General features: G+C 70.0%; 14 protein-coding genes. 5 read left to right on the plus strand and 9 right to left on the minus strand.

The features are described from left to right. From ABD156_RS22845 to ABD156_RS22880, 8 genes are all read right to left on the minus strand, one after another. A complete protein-coding gene (locus ABD156_RS22845) occupies positions 1-912 on the minus strand; it encodes a phosphatidylinositol mannoside acyltransferase (RefSeq protein WP_344277061.1) in 912 nt (303 codons plus the stop codon). Next, on the minus strand, positions 909-1556 hold the full coding sequence (pgsA, locus tag ABD156_RS22850) for a phosphatidylinositol phosphate synthase (protein WP_344277063.1): 648 nt from the start codon (positions 1554-1556) through the stop codon (positions 909-911). Before pgsA ends, ABD156_RS22845 begins: the two co-directional genes overlap by 4 nt. A 100-nt stretch (positions 1557-1656) precedes the next feature. Next, on the minus strand, positions 1657-2187 hold the full coding sequence (locus ABD156_RS22855; RefSeq protein WP_344277066.1) for a MarR family winged helix-turn-helix transcriptional regulator: 531 nt from the start codon (positions 2185-2187) through the stop codon (positions 1657-1659). A 50-nt stretch (positions 2188-2237) separates the two neighbouring features. Beyond that, positions 2238-2780, minus strand: a complete 543-nt coding sequence (locus ABD156_RS22860) for an HIT family protein (protein ID WP_344277069.1) — start codon at positions 2778-2780, stop codon at positions 2238-2240. Next, on the minus strand, positions 2777-4804 hold the full coding sequence (gene thrS / locus ABD156_RS22865) for a threonine--tRNA ligase (RefSeq protein WP_344277072.1): 2028 nt from the start codon (positions 4802-4804) through the stop codon (positions 2777-2779). The genes ABD156_RS22860 and thrS overlap by 4 nt, the downstream gene beginning before the upstream one ends. A gap of 155 nt (positions 4805-4959) precedes the next feature. After that, positions 4960-5571, minus strand: coding sequence for a malonic semialdehyde reductase (locus tag ABD156_RS22870; protein ID WP_344277075.1), 612 nt, complete (start codon positions 5569-5571; stop codon positions 4960-4962). Positions 5572-5728: 157 nt separating this feature from the next. After that, positions 5729-7279, minus strand: coding sequence for a sugar transferase (locus ABD156_RS22875; protein ID WP_344277078.1), 1551 nt, complete (start codon positions 7277-7279; stop codon positions 5729-5731). Positions 7280-7882: 603 nt separating this feature from the next. Continuing rightward, positions 7883-8698, minus strand: coding sequence for a nitroreductase/quinone reductase family protein (locus ABD156_RS22880; protein WP_377927592.1), 816 nt, complete (start codon positions 8696-8698; stop codon positions 7883-7885). 449 nt (positions 8699-9147) lie between these two features. Between ABD156_RS22880 and ABD156_RS22885 the strand changes: the two genes are divergently transcribed. The 5 genes from ABD156_RS22885 (at position 9148) to ABD156_RS22905 (ending at position 15042) form a co-directional block, all read left to right on the plus strand. Then, on the plus strand, positions 9148-9687 hold the full coding sequence (locus ABD156_RS22885) for an RNA polymerase sigma factor (protein ID WP_344277084.1): 540 nt from the start codon (positions 9148-9150) through the stop codon (positions 9685-9687). Beyond that, the gene (locus tag ABD156_RS22890) at positions 9684-9944 is read left to right on the plus strand and encodes a hypothetical protein (protein ID WP_344277086.1); all 261 of its coding nucleotides are present in this window, start codon (positions 9684-9686) and stop codon (positions 9942-9944) included. Before ABD156_RS22885 ends, ABD156_RS22890 begins: the two co-directional genes overlap by 4 nt. A 563-nt stretch (positions 9945-10507) precedes the next feature. Further along, positions 10508-12208 carry an AMP-binding protein gene (locus ABD156_RS22895; RefSeq protein ID WP_344277088.1) on the plus strand — a complete coding sequence of 567 codons (1701 nt, stop codon included), beginning with the start codon at positions 10508-10510 and terminating at the stop codon, positions 12206-12208. Continuing rightward, positions 12205-14007 (plus strand): AfsR/SARP family transcriptional regulator, encoded by a 1803-nt coding sequence (locus tag ABD156_RS22900; RefSeq protein WP_344277090.1) that lies wholly within the window; start codon positions 12205-12207, stop codon positions 14005-14007. The genes ABD156_RS22895 and ABD156_RS22900 overlap by 4 nt, the downstream gene beginning before the upstream one ends. A gap of 111 nt (positions 14008-14118) precedes the next feature. After that, positions 14119-15042, plus strand: coding sequence for a TauD/TfdA family dioxygenase (locus ABD156_RS22905; RefSeq protein ID WP_344277092.1), 924 nt, complete (start codon positions 14119-14121; stop codon positions 15040-15042). 21 nt (positions 15043-15063) lie between these two features. Here ABD156_RS22905 and ABD156_RS22910 read toward each other — a convergent pair whose 3' ends face one another. Further along, complete coding sequence (locus tag ABD156_RS22910) at positions 15064-15777, minus strand: DUF4097 family beta strand repeat-containing protein (protein WP_344277095.1); 714 nt, start codon at positions 15775-15777, stop codon at positions 15064-15066.

Here is a 15777-nt window from a genome sequence, read left to right on the forward strand (position 1 = left end):
TCAGCTCGCTTCTTCCAGCGGCTTGGGCTCCTTCGCCGCCGCGTCGGCGGGCCAGAACGGCTGCAGCATGTGCCAGTCGGCCGGATGCGCGGCGATGTCGCCGGCGAACACGTCGGCCAGCGCCTGCGTCGCGGCGGGCACCTCGGCCCGCTGCGTGACGCGGATGCGCGGATGGATCCGGATCTCCCAGCCGTCCTCGGTGAACCAGCAGCCGGTGGGCAGCAGCGCGGCGCCGGTGGTGGCGGCGAGCCGCGCCGGGCCGGGCGGCAGGTGCGTCTGCTCGCCGAAGAACCGCACCGGGATCCCGGACGACGTCAGGTCCCGGTCCCCCAGCAGGACCACCACCTTGTTCTCGCGCAGCCGCCGCAGCAGCAGCCGCATGGCCGCGCTGTCGCCGGTCAGCGGCACGATCTCGAAGCCGAGCGACTCCCGGAACTCCACGAACCGGCGGTACAGCGATTCGGGCTTGAGCCGCTCCGCGACCGTGGTGAAGGTGCCCGCGTAACTGGCGAGCCAGACGCCCGCGATGTCCCAGTTCCCGCTGTGCGGCAGCGTCATCACCGCGCCGTTGCCCTCGGCGAGCGCGGCGTCGATGTTCTCCGCGCCGGTCACCGTCACCTGTTTCGCGACCGCCGCGTGGTCCATCGCCGGCAGCCGGAACGTCTCGAACCAATACCGCGCGTACGACCGCATCGCGCGCCGGACCAGCTCGTCCAGCTCCGCTTCCCCGGCCTGCGGCACGACGCGGGCGAGGTTCGCGCGCAGCTGCCGCACGCCACCGCCGCCGCGCCGGGCGGCCATGTCGGCGCCGAAGGCGAACGTCGCCGACCCGAACGACTCCGGCAGCCGGCGGACGAACCGCCAGCCCGTCGCGTAGCCGAACTCGCCGAGCCGCTGGGACAGTGTGCTCACGGTTGCGCCCCGCCTGCCGATGAGTCGGCCTGTTTCGCCGCGACCGCCCGCGCCGCGCTCGCCACCGCCGCCGCCCGCTGCAGCAGCGTGATCACCGACAGCACGGCGAGCAGCCACAGCGTGATCTCCACGGTGTAGGGCACGCCCAAGCCGTGCAGCCCGGTGCCGACCAGGGCGATGATGAGCCGCTCCGCGCGTTCCACCAGCCCGCCGTCGGCTTCGAGGCCGGACGCTTCGGCGCGTGCCTTCACATAAGAAATGACCTGGGCCAGCACGAGACAGATCAGCGCGGCGGCCGCGGCCCGGTTGTTGTGGTCCTGTACGAAGCACCACCACGCGATCGCGGCGAACAACGCGCCGTCGACCAGCCGGTCGCAGGTCGCGTCGAGCACCGCGCCGAAGGGCGTGCCGTACCCGCGGGCGCGGGCCATCGCGCCGTCGAGCAGGTCGAGCATCGCGAAGCCCCACACGGTGAACGTGCCCCACAGCAGCATGCCCTGCGGGAAGAAGACCAGCGCGCACGCGACGGCTCCCGCGGTGCCGAGCACGGTCATCGCGTTCGGGGTCAGTCCGGCGCGGACCAGGGTGGCGCCGATCGGGTCCGTCACGCGGGAGACCGAGGCACGGGCGAAAATGTTGAGCATCTTCCTCGTCTGTGCACCTGATTCGGGGGCGGGTGGGCGACGAAAGCCTATCGACCCCGCTCACCGGACCGGACGTGCCCGCCCGCGACCCGCCGGAACGTCAGCCGGATTTCGGCAGTTCGACGACCGGCGCGGCGAATTCCGCGGCCTCTTCGGCTTCCCGGACCGCCTGGCACTTGGGCCGCAGCCCGGCCAGGATCGCCTCGGAAATCTCGCCCAGCTGGCGCACCTGCTCGGCGCTCAACTGGTCGAACAGCGTCTCCCGGACCGCCTCGACGTGCCCGGGCGCGGCCTCTTCGAGCGCGGCGAACCCGGAGTCGGTGAGCACCGCCCACGAGCCGCGTTTGTCGGTCGGGCACGACTCGCGCTGGACCCAGCCCTTGGCCTCCAGCCGCGCCACCGCGTGCGACAGCCTGCTGCGCGACGAACCGCGCACCGACGCGAGCTCGCTCATCCGCAGCCGCCGTCCGTCCGCTTCGGACAGCGCGACCAGCACCTCGTAGTACGTGTGCGGCATGCCCGACTCGTGCTGCAGCTGTCCTTCGAGGTGGGCGTGCAGCAGCGAGCTGGCCTGGGCGTAGGAGCGCCAGACCCGCTGCTCGTCGTCGGTCAGCCAGCGTGGTTCGGACATATGGTCATCATACGCTGGTTGAGCACTCAATTACCGTGGCGCGACGGGCCTCACCACGCGCCCGCGAGCAGGTCGCGGGTTTCGCCGAGCAATTGCGGCAGCACCTTCGTGTGCCCGATCACCGGCATGAAGTTCGCGTCGCCGCCCCAGCGCGGCACCAGGTGCTGGTGCAGGTGCGCGGCGATGCCCGCCCCGGCGATCACGCCCTGGTTCATCCCGATGTTGAACCCGTGCGCCGCCGACACCGCCCGGATGACGCCCATCGCGTGCTGCGTGAACTCCGCCAGCTCGCGCGTCTCCTCAGGCGTGAGATCGGGGTAGTCCGCGACGTGCCGGTACGGGACCACCATCAGGTGGCCCGGGTTGTACGGGTACAGGTTCAGCACCGCGAACACGGTCTCGCCGCGGGCGACGATCAGCGCGCGCTTGTCGTCGCCGAGCCCGGGCAGGCGGCAGAACGGGCAGCCGTCGGACTCGTCGCCGTCCGGCTTGTCCTGGCCGCGGATGTAGGCCATCCGGTGCGGGGTCCACAGCCGCTGCAGCGCGTCCGGGACCCCGACCCCGTCCTGTTCGACGAGTTCCGGCTCGGTCACTTCAGGATCTTCTCCACGGCCTCGGCCGACGGCGACGCGTTCTCCCGGCGCTCGATCCATTCGGCGATCGCCTCGACCGCCTGGTCCACCGGGACGCCGTTGATCTGGCCGCCGTCGCGGAACCGGAACGACACCGCGCCCGCCTCCGCGTCCTTCGCGCCGGCCAGCAGCAGGAACGGCACCTTCTGCGTGGTGTGCGTGCGGATCTTCTTCTGCATCCGGTCGTCGCTCGCGTCGACCTCGACGCGGATCCCCTTGGCGCGCAACGCCTTCTCGACGCCGCGCAGGTACTCGACCTGGTCGGCGGTGATCGGGATGGCCACCGTCTGCACCGGCGACAGCCACGCCGGGAACGCGCCCGCGTAGTGCTCGGTCAGCACGCCGAAGAACCGCTCGATCGAGCCGAACAGCGCGCGGTGGATCATGATCGGCCGCTGGCGGCTGCCGTCGGAGGCGGTGTACTCCAGGCCGAAGCGCTTGTTCTGGTTGAAGTCCAGCTGGATGGTCGACATCTGCCAGGTGCGGCCGATGGCGTCCTTCGCCTGCACCGAGATCTTCGGGCCGTAGAAGGCCGCGCCGCCCGGGTCCGGCACCAGTTCGAGGCCGGAGTCGACGGCGGCCTGGCGCAGCGTCTCGGTGGCCTCCTCCCACTCCCAGTCCTCGCCGATGAACTTCTCCGAGTCACCCCGGGTGGACAGTTCGAGGTAGAAGTCGGACAGGCCGTAGTCGGCCAGCAGGTCCAGCACGAACTTGAGCAGCGACCGCAGCTCGGACGGCATCTGCTCCTTGGTGCAGTAGATGTGCGAATCGTCCATCGTCAGGCCGCGCACGCGGGTGAGGCCGTGCACGACGCCGGACTTCTCATAGCGGTAGACGGTGCCGAATTCGAACAGCCGCAGCGGCAGTTCGCGGTAGGACCGCCCGCGCGAGCGGAAGATCAGGTTGTGCATCGGGCAGTTCATGGCCTTGAGGTAGTAGTCCTCTTCCTCGAACTGCACCGGCGGGAACATGGTGTCCGCGTAGTACGGCAGGTGCCCGGAGGTGTGGAACAGGTCGCCCTTGGAGATGTGCGGCGTGTTCACGAACTCGTAGCCGGCTTCCTCGTGCCTGCGGCGCGAGTAGTTCTCCAGCTCGCGGCGGATGATGCCGCCCTTGGGGTGGAACACCGGCAGTCCGGAGCCGATCTCCTCGGGGAAGGAGAACAGGTCCAGCTCCGCGCCGAGCTTGCGGTGGTCGCGGCGCTCCGCCTCGGCGAGGCGCTCGAGGTGGGCGTCCTGCGCCTCGGCCGATTCCCACGCGGTGCCGTAGATCCGTTGCAGCTGCGGGTTTTTCTCGTTGCCGCGCCAGTACGCGGCGGCCACCCGGGTGAGCTTGAAGGCCGGGATGAACTTGGTGGTGGGCACGTGCGGGCCGCGGCAGAGGTCGCTCCACACGCGTTCCTTGGTGCGCGGGTCGAGGTTGTCGTAGATCGTCAGCTCGCCGCCTCCGACCTCCATGACCTCGGTGGTGTCCACATCGGACTTGATGTCCACCAGCTCGAGCTTGAAGGGCTCGTCCTTCAGCTCTTCCTTCGCCTCGTCGACGGAGTCGAAGACGCGGCGCGAGAACTGCTGCGCGCCCTTGACGATCTGCTTCATCCGCTTCTCGAGCTTCTGCAGATCCTCGGGCGTGAACGGCTTTTCGACGGCGAAGTCGTAGTAGAAGCCGTCGCGCACCGGCGGGCCGATGCCGAGCTTAGCGTCCGGGAATTCCAGCTGCACGGCCTGGGCGAGCACGTGCGCGGCGGAGTGCCGGATCACGCTGCGGCCGTCCTCGGTGTTCGCCGCGACGGCTTCGACCAGCGCCTCGGCTTCCGGGCTCCACGCGAGGTCGCGCAGTTTCCCGTCGGCGTCGCGGACGACGACGATCGTGTCCGGGCCCTTGGTGGGCAGCCCGGCTTCGCGCACCGCGGCGCCCGCCGTAGTGCCCGCCGGCACCACCACGCGCGGGGCGGGTACGGCGGCTACTGACGACGGCTGGGACACGATCGGGCTCCTTCGGGAGAAGTGACTGAAACGGCTTCCGCTGATGCTAGTCGGCGGCGACGAACCCGATTCGACCGCCGTCGGCTGATCCTGCCCGCGGACGCCGAGAGGCCGCCCCGGGCGTGCGGGGCGGCCTCTCGGCGGCGAAAGAAGGGTCAGAGCGTGTCGACGACCTGGTCGAAGTCGAGCCGCGGCAGGCGGTCGTACCACGGGTTCTCGCCCGGCTTGCCGACGTTCACCACGACGAGCGAACGCCAGTTGTTGCCGGAGAAGAACTCCTTGTCCACGCCCGCGGCGTCGAAGCCGGTCATCGGGCCGGCGGCCAGACCGGCGGCGCGCACGCCGATGATGAAGTAGCCGACCTGCAGCAGCGAGTTCAGCTTGGAGAACTCGACGCGGCCGGACTCGTCGGCGAAGTTGTCCTTCACGCCGGGGTTGTGCGGGAAGATCTGCGGGATGTTCTCGTGGAAGTCCACGTCCGCGGCCAGGATGACGGTCAGCGGCGCGGCTTCGGTCTTGGCGCGGTTGCCCTCGGCCAGGTGCGGCAGCAGGCGCTGCTTCGCCTCGTCGCTGCGGATCACCAGCGCGCGCAGCGGCTGGGTGTTCATCGACGTCGGGGCCCACTTGACGAGGTCGTAGATCGCGCGGACCTGCTCGTCGGTCACCGGCTCGGCGCTGAAGTTGTTGGCCGTGCGCGCCTCGCGGAACAGCAGGTCCTGCACCTCGGCGGGCACCTGCAACTGCTCGGTCTCTGCGAAAGTAGTCATCGGTTCGGCGTTCCTTCCCGTGCTGTCGCCTACGCACGGCACCAACATGGTTGAACGCTTGACTATTTCTCCTCCGGCGCGGTTGTGACCCAGCGCACGAGCGACGGCCGCCGGCCCTCGCGGGACCGACGGCCGTCGTCAGCGGAATCCTCGCTGGTCAGTAGGCGCCCTGCCCGGCGAGCACGGCGCGGAAGGTCTTCCAGAGGATCACCAGATCGAGAGCCAGCGACCAGTCCTCGACATAGCGGAGGTCGAGGCGGATGCTCTCCTCCCACGACAGATCGCTGCGCCCGCTCACCTGCCACAGCCCAGTCAGCCCCGGTTTCACCAGCAGCCTGCGGCGCGCGGCCGGGGCGTACGTCGCGGTCTCCTCCGGCAGCGGCGGCCGCGGCCCGACCAGCGACATCCGCCCGGCGACGACGTTGAACAGCTGCGGCAATTCGTCGAGCGAATACCGGCGCAGCAGCCCGCCGACCTTCGTGACCCGGGGGTCCTTCTTCATCTTGAACAGCGGCCCCGCGCCTTCGTTCGCCGTCTCCAGGTCGTGCCGGATCAGGTGCGCGTTCACGACCATGGTGCGGAATTTGAGCATCGTGAAGGCTTCGCCGTCCTTGCCGATGCGCCGCTGCCGGTAGATCACCGGATCCCGGTCGCCCGCCTTCACCGCGACCGCGATCGCCAGCAGCAGTGGGGAAAACAGCGCGAGCAGCAACGCCGCGCCGCAGCGGTCGACGACCTCTTTGACGAAGCGGCGTCCGCCGGTGAACGCGGGCGCGGTGACCCGCAGCAGCGGCATGCCCAGCACTCCGCTGACGTTCAGCCGCGGTCCGGCGACCTCCATCAGCATCGGCGCGACGACCATTTCCGACGACGTGCCTTCGAGATCCCAGGCCAGCCGCTGCAGCCGCTCCGGATTCCAGTACTGGTCGGCGGTGATGGCCACGACCCGGTAGCCGCCCCGGCGCACGTGCCGCGAAAGCTCCTCGAGCCGCCCGACGACCGGCACCCCGTCGATCTCGCCGTGCCCGGTGGACGTGCAGACCGCCTCGACCCGCCATCCGACGTGCGCCTCGGTCCGCGTCCGCTTGATCAGGTCGGCGACGGTGTCCGCGTTGCCGGCCGCCATCACGGGCAGCAGGCACAGCCCGCGCCGCCGTCTGCGGTGCAGAATCTGCCTGAGCACATATCGCTGCGGAAACAGCACCAATGCGACGGCTGGAACCACGAAAAACACCCAGGGCTGCACTTCGAGGGCACCGAACAACAATCCGCCGAAAGCGACCAGGACCGCCGCGGTGATCAGCGCCCGGCCCAGCGTCCGGTACTCCTCGGGGCCCTCCCCCAGCACCCGCGCGCTCCACGCCCGGCTGACCGGAAGGGCGCAGAGGATCGCGAACGCGGTGCCGAACGCGTGCATGTCGTGCGGAGCGACCCGGTCGATGATGAACGCGCTGATCGCGATCACCACGCAGGCCGCGACGAGATCCGACGCGATCACGGTCCTGCGGTACCGTTTCTCCCATTCCGCGGCGTGCGTTTTCGGCGGATCTCCCTCCGCCGGACAGACAGTCGCCGGGTCGAGCCCGTCGTCGGCGGCACGGCCGGGCGGCGGGGCCGCCACGTCGACCGGCGGTGCGGGGACCGCCCTGAGGTCGACCCGCGGCAGCGCGACGCCGTCCGCGGGCCAAGGCCGCACCGGTTCTTCCATCAGTCCTCCCGCGCTACGCAAGCTCCCCGGACCTGATCGCCACCGGCACACTGAGTCAGGACCGCCAATCACAATCAGTGATCATGAGACGGTTCGGCCCACTGTCGCCGAAGGTGTGACACTCGCCAAGGTATCGGGTGGTCAGCGAGCGGTGTTACAGAGATTTTCGAGCCACAGCCTGCGAGTCTTCCCCGTCAAGAAGCACCGGGAAGATAACGGGAATGTCACGATGGGTCACGCTGGCTCGGCAACCGAAACTACCGGCAGTAGTCAAGTTTCCCACTACCTACACCGAACGGCCCAGCAGGCCCGCAGCCGATTCAGCTCCCCCGCACGGGTCAGCGGCCGCGGGCGAACCCGCCCCAACCGCCGTTCGGGCACAAGCTCTGCGCCGACCCGCCGATTTCCTTTGCCCGCAGCGCAATCCGCTCCGAAATGCGCGGGAGGTCCCGTCTTCGACCATTTGGGTGGTCTGAACCATTCCCGGCGCGCTCTCCGCCGCGCCGGGAACCCCCGCCGCACATTTCTCCCGGATTAGCCCGGAACCCGCCTTCGCGGCGGGGCCAGGTCCACACTGGACACTCGAAAAGCGCAGGTCTTCGCTCAACGCGACGGCGGTGCCGCCGCCGTCGCGTTGAGCGCGGTCACCACGGTCCGCTCCTCGAAGTCGAAATGCGCCTCCAGTTCACTGGCGAGCCGCTCCAGTTCGATTCGCAGCCGCGCCGGGTCGGATTCGCCCGGGACGAACCCGTCGACCAGCTCCCGGATCGAATCCTGCAGCCGCGCCACCACGTAATGCTGCTCGGCGAGCTGCGCGATGACCGGGGCCAGCGCCGGGAACTGCTCGGCCAGGGAGGGGAACACCACCGAGTCCTCGCCGACGTGATGCCGCCGCAGTGCGGTGCAGAAGCTGAGGCAGTGAGTGCGCATCTCCTGCGCCAGGTCCGGTTTCGGCCGGACGATCGCCGTCGCGCCGCCGTTGGCCAGGTTGTCCGCCTGCTCGCGCAGCGTCCGCAACTCGCCGCGAAACCATTGGTGCACTTCGACGAGCCAATCGCCCATGCCTTTGACGCGCTCGTCGATCCGATGCAAGACGACCACCGGAATCTCGCGCGTTGTCTTCGCCTGATAATCGCCGTAGCCCGGCGCTTCAGCGACCACTTGCGCGAAAAGTTTCTCGTACGCGGTTCCCCGCGGAATAGCCGCCATCGCCTGATACGTGTCGTTGCCGGTCTCGACAGTCACTCTCGGATTCCGCCGGATGTTGTGGTACCAGGCGGGATTGCGGTCCGCCCCGTTCGCCGACGCGACGACCACGCCGTTGCCGTCGATCCGCAAGCAGCCGAGCAGCACCTCCCGGTTCAGGCCGCTTCTCGCACCGGTCGTCGTCAGCACTGCCAGCGACCAGCCCTCGAACATTCCGCTCAGCGCACCGCGGTTCGCGCGGAACTCGGCAATGAGCCTGCGGTGAAAATCGTCGCTCACGCAATTCCTTTCGGTTATTCCCGGAAAGGAGGCATCGAGCACAGGACAGGACGCGAAAAGACCCCGCAGGCACAGGCATGGCGCAGCGATCCGGCTGACGGATCCGCGGAACTGCGAGAGACGGAGAGCCCGATCTCTGTGCTGGCTGGTTAGCCGCTACCTCCATGCATAGGCCCATACGGGGCGCACGGCTAAGTTAGCACAGCCGCGGATCTTCGCGCGGCTGAATCCTTTCGCCGGGGCGATCGCTCTTATGGACGTGCGGCCACGAGGCCGACGCGTCGAAGGAGGTCCGATGACCGTAGTCATTGTCGCCGTGGTGGTCGTGGCGGTTCTGGTGTGCAGCTGTGTGGTGTTCCTGCGAGCGCGGGGCAGGTCGAAGCGTGGCTGAGTCCTGGCCCGCCGACCAGCTCGTGCTGGCGGCGCAGCGCGGCGACGAGGCGTCGATCGCCGTGCTGGTGTCCGGCACGTACCCGCACGTCCGAAGGTTCGCGTTCTCGTTGTGCGCGAGCAGCCAGGACGCCGAGGACGCGGCGCAGGAGGCGATGATCGTCCTGTTCCGCAAGATCGGAACCCTGCGCGCGACGGCCGCGCTCGCGTCGTGGATGTTCCGCATCGTTCGCAACGAATGCCTGCGCCGGGCACGGGCACTGGTGCGACGCGACGAGCCGATCCCGGACACCGCGGGTCCGTCCGCCGAGGACGACGTGCTGAGCAGGCTGGAGGTCGAACGCCTGTCCGCCGCCATCGCTTCGCTGCCCGACGACCAGCGCGGGGTGCTGATCATGCGCGACGTCCAGGGCCTGCCGGGAAAGACCGTCGCCAAGTCGCTGGGCTTGAGCACCGCGGCGATGAAGTCGCGCCTGCACCGCGCCCGCGCCGCGGTCCGCGAGTCCCTGGATCTCCCGGAGGGAGGCCGATGAGCACGTCGTACGCCAGCAAGTCCCTGTCGGCCCATCTCGCGCGCGGGATCGTCGGATTCGGCTTGATCGCCGCGTCGCTCGCACTGGCCCCGGTCGTCGGGTGGATCAGCCTGCTGGCGCTGCCGGCGGGCGTGCTGGCGCTGCGCGGATGCCCGACGTGCTGGGCGATCGGACTGGTGCAGACCGTGTCGCGCGGGCGCCTGGAGCGGACCTGCGAGGACGGGGTGTGCCGGCTGGAACCGGCGCGGGGACGCTGATCCGAGGGACGCGGTCGCCGCTCTAGCCGCGACCGCTTCCCTCGTCGCGGCTACCGCCGGCGCAGCGGCCGTCATTCCGGAACGATGTCGGCTCGTTCCGGAATTCGTACCGGAAGCGGACCAGCTGAACCCGAAATCCCGGTATTCGGTTTCTGTCGCATGCTTATTTCGACGCGCGGGAACGCGGTTCGCGAGTCCCGGTAAAGCACGCCCGCATGCCGGAATGATTCCCTTCGGCGACGCTGCCGCATGGACCGATCGGCCGCCGCGATCGCGACCTTTGCCCCGCACGGGAAGCCAGGCCGACCCCCGAGCGGTCGCGCGCACATCATGTGCCCGCCAAGAACGCATCCCGGGGATCCGCCTGAACAGCCTCGTCGACTTTGCCCGAGCGGCAGCGACACTCGATTTTCGGATAGGGCGTCCATTGGACGATGCGAGTGGCTGATGCGAATGGAGTGTATTGTCGGCGGTCTTGGAGGGGATCGAGACCAGAGCTGCGGTCCGTCGCGGGGAGGCGACCGCGCTGTGGCATTCAGGCATCGACCCGTGGGGGGGAACACGTGTCCAAGCTGCCCGATTTCGTGCGCACGCTGACCGACAACGCGCAAGCCCGTCCGGACCATGTCGCGATCACGACGGTCCGGTGGACCGGCAACGAGATGACCGACGAATGCCGGACATACCGCGAACTGGACCGGGAAGCCAGGTCGCTGGCCGTGTGGCTGTCTCAGCGACATCGCCCCGGGGAACGCGCGCTGCTGCTCTATCCGTCTGGGCTCGAGCAGGTGCGAGCGCAGTTGGCCTGTCTGTACGCGGGCCTGCTGCCGGTGACCGCGCCGGTGCCACGCGGGCGCAAGCACCACCTCACGCCCGCCACCGCGCTCGCCTTCGACGCCGAGGTGTCCGTGGTGCTCACCGACAGCGCCGTCGTCAGCGTGGTGTCCGACTGGATGGGCCAGGACGGGCTGTCCGACGTGCCGGTGGCGATCACAGACACGATCGCCGCGGATCCGGCCGAGTGGACACCGCCGGCCCGCCCGCCAGACGCGCCCGTGCTCTTGCAGTACGTCGCCGGGTCGGCGATCGACCCGAAAGGCGTTCTGGTGTCGAACGCCAACCTGGTGTCCAACATGGACCGGACGCGCCGCGCCTTCAACCTCAGCCCGCACGACCGGTCCTGCGGCTGGCTGCCCCAGCGGCAAACCCACCGGATCATCGGCGTGCTGCTGGCGCCGCTGTGGCTCGGCGCGTCCACCGTGCTCATGGACCGGGACGACTTCCTGGATCACCCGCACCGATTGCTGCGGGTGATGGACCGCTACCGCGCCACCGTGACGATCGCGCACAGCCACGCCTACGACCTGTGTGTGCGCGACCTCGTCCCGGAGCGGCTGCGCGGGCTCGACCTGACCCGCTGGCGATGCGCGGTCACCATCGGCGAAGACATCACGCCGTCCACCCTGCGAGCGTTCGCGGACAAGCTGGCCGAGGCAGGGTTGCCGACGGGCGCCGCCCGCACCGCCTACCTGCGGCCCGAGGCGACGTTCCTGGTCTGCAGCTCAGGACTGCGGGTCGCGAAGCACGACGTGACGGCCGCGGCCGTGCCGGAGCGGGCCGGCGACACGGGCGGCGAGCGGCGGGTGCGCATCGTGGATCCGACGACCCGCCAGGTGCTGCCGCACGGCCACCTGGGCGAGATCTGGATCCGCGGCAGCGACGTGGCCGTTCAGTACTGGCGCCGCCCCGGCGAGACCAACCGGGTCTTCGACGCCGTCACCTCCTGCGGCGAGGGCGGCTACCTCCGCAGCGGCGATCTGGGCATGGTCCGCGACGGCGAGGTGCACGTCGTCGGCAGCGTCCGGGACATGCTCCCCTCCGACGGGCGGGTGGTGCACGCGCAATCGATCGAGGGCGAGGTTGTCGCGCTCGACGTCGCGTTCGCCGGCCTTTCGTGCGGTGTGTTCGTGCTGCCGGAGCACGGCGACGACGTCGCTGTGGTGCAGGAAGTGCACACCGCGGGCCGGGCGGCTCCGGACCTGGCGGCGCTGGCCCGGCGCGTGTCGGGGCACGTGCGTCCGCGGCTGGCGGCGCGCACCGTCAACGTGGTGCTGGTTCGGCCGGGCGGGGTGCCGCGCACTCCGCACGGCGGGGCCGACAGGTCGCTGCTGCGTGAGCTGTTCCTCGCCGACGCGCTCGAACCGTTGTGCGAGCAGCTGGACGAGGAGGTACGACGTCGCCGCAGACCGGTAGCCGCGTCGTGACCAAGTTCCGTTTGCTCGGTCCAGTCGAGGCGCATGACGAGCGCGGGCCTGTCGCGCTGAGCGCCACCAAGTTGCGCACGGTCCTCGGCGCCCTGCTGTTGTCGCGGTCCCGGGTCGTCTCCGACGACCGGCTCACCGCGTTGCTGTGGGGTGACCGGCCGCCGGCGACGGCGGGCTCGCAGATCCAAACCTACATGTCCCGGCTGCGCCAGCGGCTCGGCAGAGATGTGGAAGTCATCCGGCGAAACCCCGGCTATCTGCTGCAGGCGGCCCCGGACCAGATCGATCTGTACGTGTTCGAGCGGCTCACGGCGCGCGGCCGGCAGGAGCTGGCCTCGGGCCGCGCCGCCGAGGCGGCGCGGCTGCTCCGCGAGGCGCTCACGATGTGGCAGGGGCCCGCGCTGGTCGGCGTCACGGAGTTCCTCGGCGACGCCGAAAGGCCGAGGCTGGAGGAGGCGCGGCTGGCAGCGATCGAGGACCGGATCACCGCCGATCTCGCGTTGGGCGTCCCGGACGACCTCGTGTCGGAGCTGACACGGCTGGTGGCGGAGCACCCGCTGCGGGAGCGGCTGCGGGCTCGCCTGATGACGGCGCTGCACCTCACCGGGCGCCGCGCCGACGCGCTCACGGCGTACGCCGCGTATCGCGGCTGGCTGGCCGACGAACTGGGCATCGATCCCGGAGCCGATCTGCAGCAGCTGCACGCGTCGATACTCGCCGAGCCGGACGTGCCCGCGGCGCAGGCGGCGCTGCCCGCGCGGCTGCCGGCCGACGTCGCGGACTTCACCGGCCGACAGCGCGAGATCGCCAGAGTGGTCGATGCGCTGCGCCCCGAGCGGGCTGCGGGCCGCCCGGCGGTCTGTGTGGTCGCGGGCATGGCGGGTGTCGGAAAAACGGCGCTCGCCGTGCGCGCGGCGCACCGCAGTGCGGCCGATTACCCGGGCGGCCAAGTGTACGTGGACCTGCGCGCCCCCGACGCGCTGGCGACGATCCTGGAAACGCTGGGGCTGCCGCCGGAGAACTTGCCTGCGGACATCGACGAGCGGCTGCGTGCTTATCGAGACCTGTTGTCCGGCCGACGCGTGCTCGTGTTGCTGGACAACGCTGTCGACGAGCGACAGGTGCGTCCGCTGTTGCCGCAGCAGCCCGGCTGCGCCGCCTTGGTGACCGCACGGGCCCGGCTCGTCGCGCTGCCCGGCGCGGAACTCGTTGACATCGGCGTGCTGCCGCCGGACGATGCGCTCGCGCTGCTGTCCCGGATAGTCGGCGATGCCCGTGTGGCACGGGAACCCTCTGCGGCGCAACGGATCGTACGCTTCTGCGGTTGCCTGCCGCTCGGCGTGCGCATCGCGGGGGCCAGGCTCGCCGCGAAACCGCATTGGAAGCTGAGCCAGCTGGCCTCGCGGCTGGCCGACCACTACGGCCGGCTGGACGAGTTGCAGGTCGCCGACCTGGAGGTCCGGGCCAGCGTCGTGGTCAGCTACCAGGGCCTGGACCAGCCGGCGCAGCGCGCGTTCCGGCTGTTGTCGCTGGTGGCCGGCCGGCAGTTCCCGGCGTGGACGGCGGCGGCGGTGCTGGACCTGCCGCTGGCGCGCGCGACCGAGCTGGTGGAGAGCCTGGTCGATGTCCGGCTACTCGAGGTCGTGCACGTACCAGGCGCGTCTCAGGTGCGCTACCGGTTTCACGACCTCGTGCGCTCGCTGGCGCTGGAGCGCGTCGCCGCCGAGGAGCCGCCGGAGCAGCGGCGTACCGCGTTGCGCCGGGCATTGGGCTGGTGGCCGCGCGACGGCGAGGGCTGAACGGTCGTCGAGGGAAGCCGGATTATCGAGGGAGTATGGGAACCCGGCTTAGGTTCACGGCGGGCTGGCCGCACGGGCCGACCCGTCGCGACGAGGCGGAAGGACGTCCTGATGCAGGATCGCCGGCTGTGGAAGCCGATGGAAATCACGCCGCACCGCGGTGAATCACTCGTGGACCGATTGGCCGCCGAGCCTGGCCTCGAGGACCTGCTCGTCCACCACAAAGCCCTGGTGTTCCGCGGCTTCGCCGTCACCGAGCAGACCCTGGAGCCGGTGCTCGACAGTCTGTTGCCCAACCGGCTGGCTTACGTCCACGGCAACTCGCCGCGCACCAAAGTCGGCGACAACGTCTACACATCGACCGAGTACCCGCCGGAATTCGTCATCTCCATGCACAGCGAACTCTCCTATGCGCACGCCTGGCCGTCCCGGCTGCTGTTCTTCTGCCACACCGCCGCGGCGACGGGTGGCGGCACGCCGGTCGTCGACGCGGCGCTGTGGCTGGAATCCCTGGACGACGAGGTTCGCGAGGCGTTCGCATCGGGTGTGCGTTACACACAGAACTTGCACGGCGGCCGCGGGCTCGGCAAGAGCTGGCAGGACACGTTCGAGACGGACCAGCACGATGACGTGGAACGCTTCCTGTCCGCCGCCCAAGCGAAATGGGAGTGGCTGCGCGACGGCGGGCTGCGGGTCGTGCAGGAGCGGCCGTCGACCGTACGGCACCCGGTCAGCGGCGACGAGGTGTGGTTCAACCAGGCGGACCAATGGCATCCCGCGACCCTGGGCGACACCACCGCGGCGGCGCTGGCCAAGGTGCTCGGTCCCGACGAGCGGCCGCAGTCGGTCACCTTCGCGGACGGCAGTCCCATCCCGGACGAGCACGTGATCCAAATCCGCGATCGGGGTTTGGCCAACGCGGTGGACGTGGACTGGCGGGCCGGCGACCTGATGCTGATCGACAACGTGGCGCTGGGGCATGGCAGGCAGGCGTTCACCGGCAGCCGCCGCGTGCTGGTGGCCATGTCGGACTGACCGCGACAGCCGTCCCGGGGATCAGTCGCTGTAGTCGACGCGCAGGTCACCGGTGACGGTGCCCAGCACGATGCGGTGCGTCGAACCCGGCGACTGCCTGACGCCGATCTTGTTGCGGCCGGTGACGCTGGATATCTGTACCGCGTAGGCGTCGGCAGGCAACTCCACGTCGACCGCACCGCTTGTCGCCGCCGCGCGCACCACGTCCGGTGCGAGAGCGAATCCCAGCGACACCGGTCCGCTGCCTGCTTGCACGTCCACTCGGGGCGACCGCAGGCCGGTGCCAGTGACCGTGCCGCTTGAGGTGTTGAGGCGCAGTGGTCCGCGAAGATCGCGCATGGTCAGCGCTCCACCGCCGGCTGTGGTCGCTTCTATGGACGTTCGGGCCGGCACGCGCAGCACCAGCGCGGCCGAGCAGCCCTGGAACGGCAGCGATTGCGGGCAGTCGGCGGTGATCGCCAATCGGTTGCCCTGCCAGCTCTTCCGCACCACGGGCGGCGTCACGGACCAGGTGAGCCGCTGCTGAACGACTACCTCGTCGTCGTCACCGGCTTGCACAGTGACTTCGCCCGCCGCGACGGTAAGCGCCACCTCGCCCACTGACCGGTGGTAGGCCTGGTTCGTGGTCACGGTGCGTCTGGCCAGCAGCGACCACATCGCGTCGGCGGTGGCCAGCACGCCGATGAGGCCGACCACCGCGGCCGTTGTCAGCCAGACTGCCCTCTTGCCCACCAC

This window comes from Amycolatopsis albidoflavus, assembly GCF_039525725.1.
GTDB lineage: Bacteria > Actinomycetota > Actinomycetes > Mycobacteriales > Pseudonocardiaceae > Amycolatopsis > Amycolatopsis albidoflava.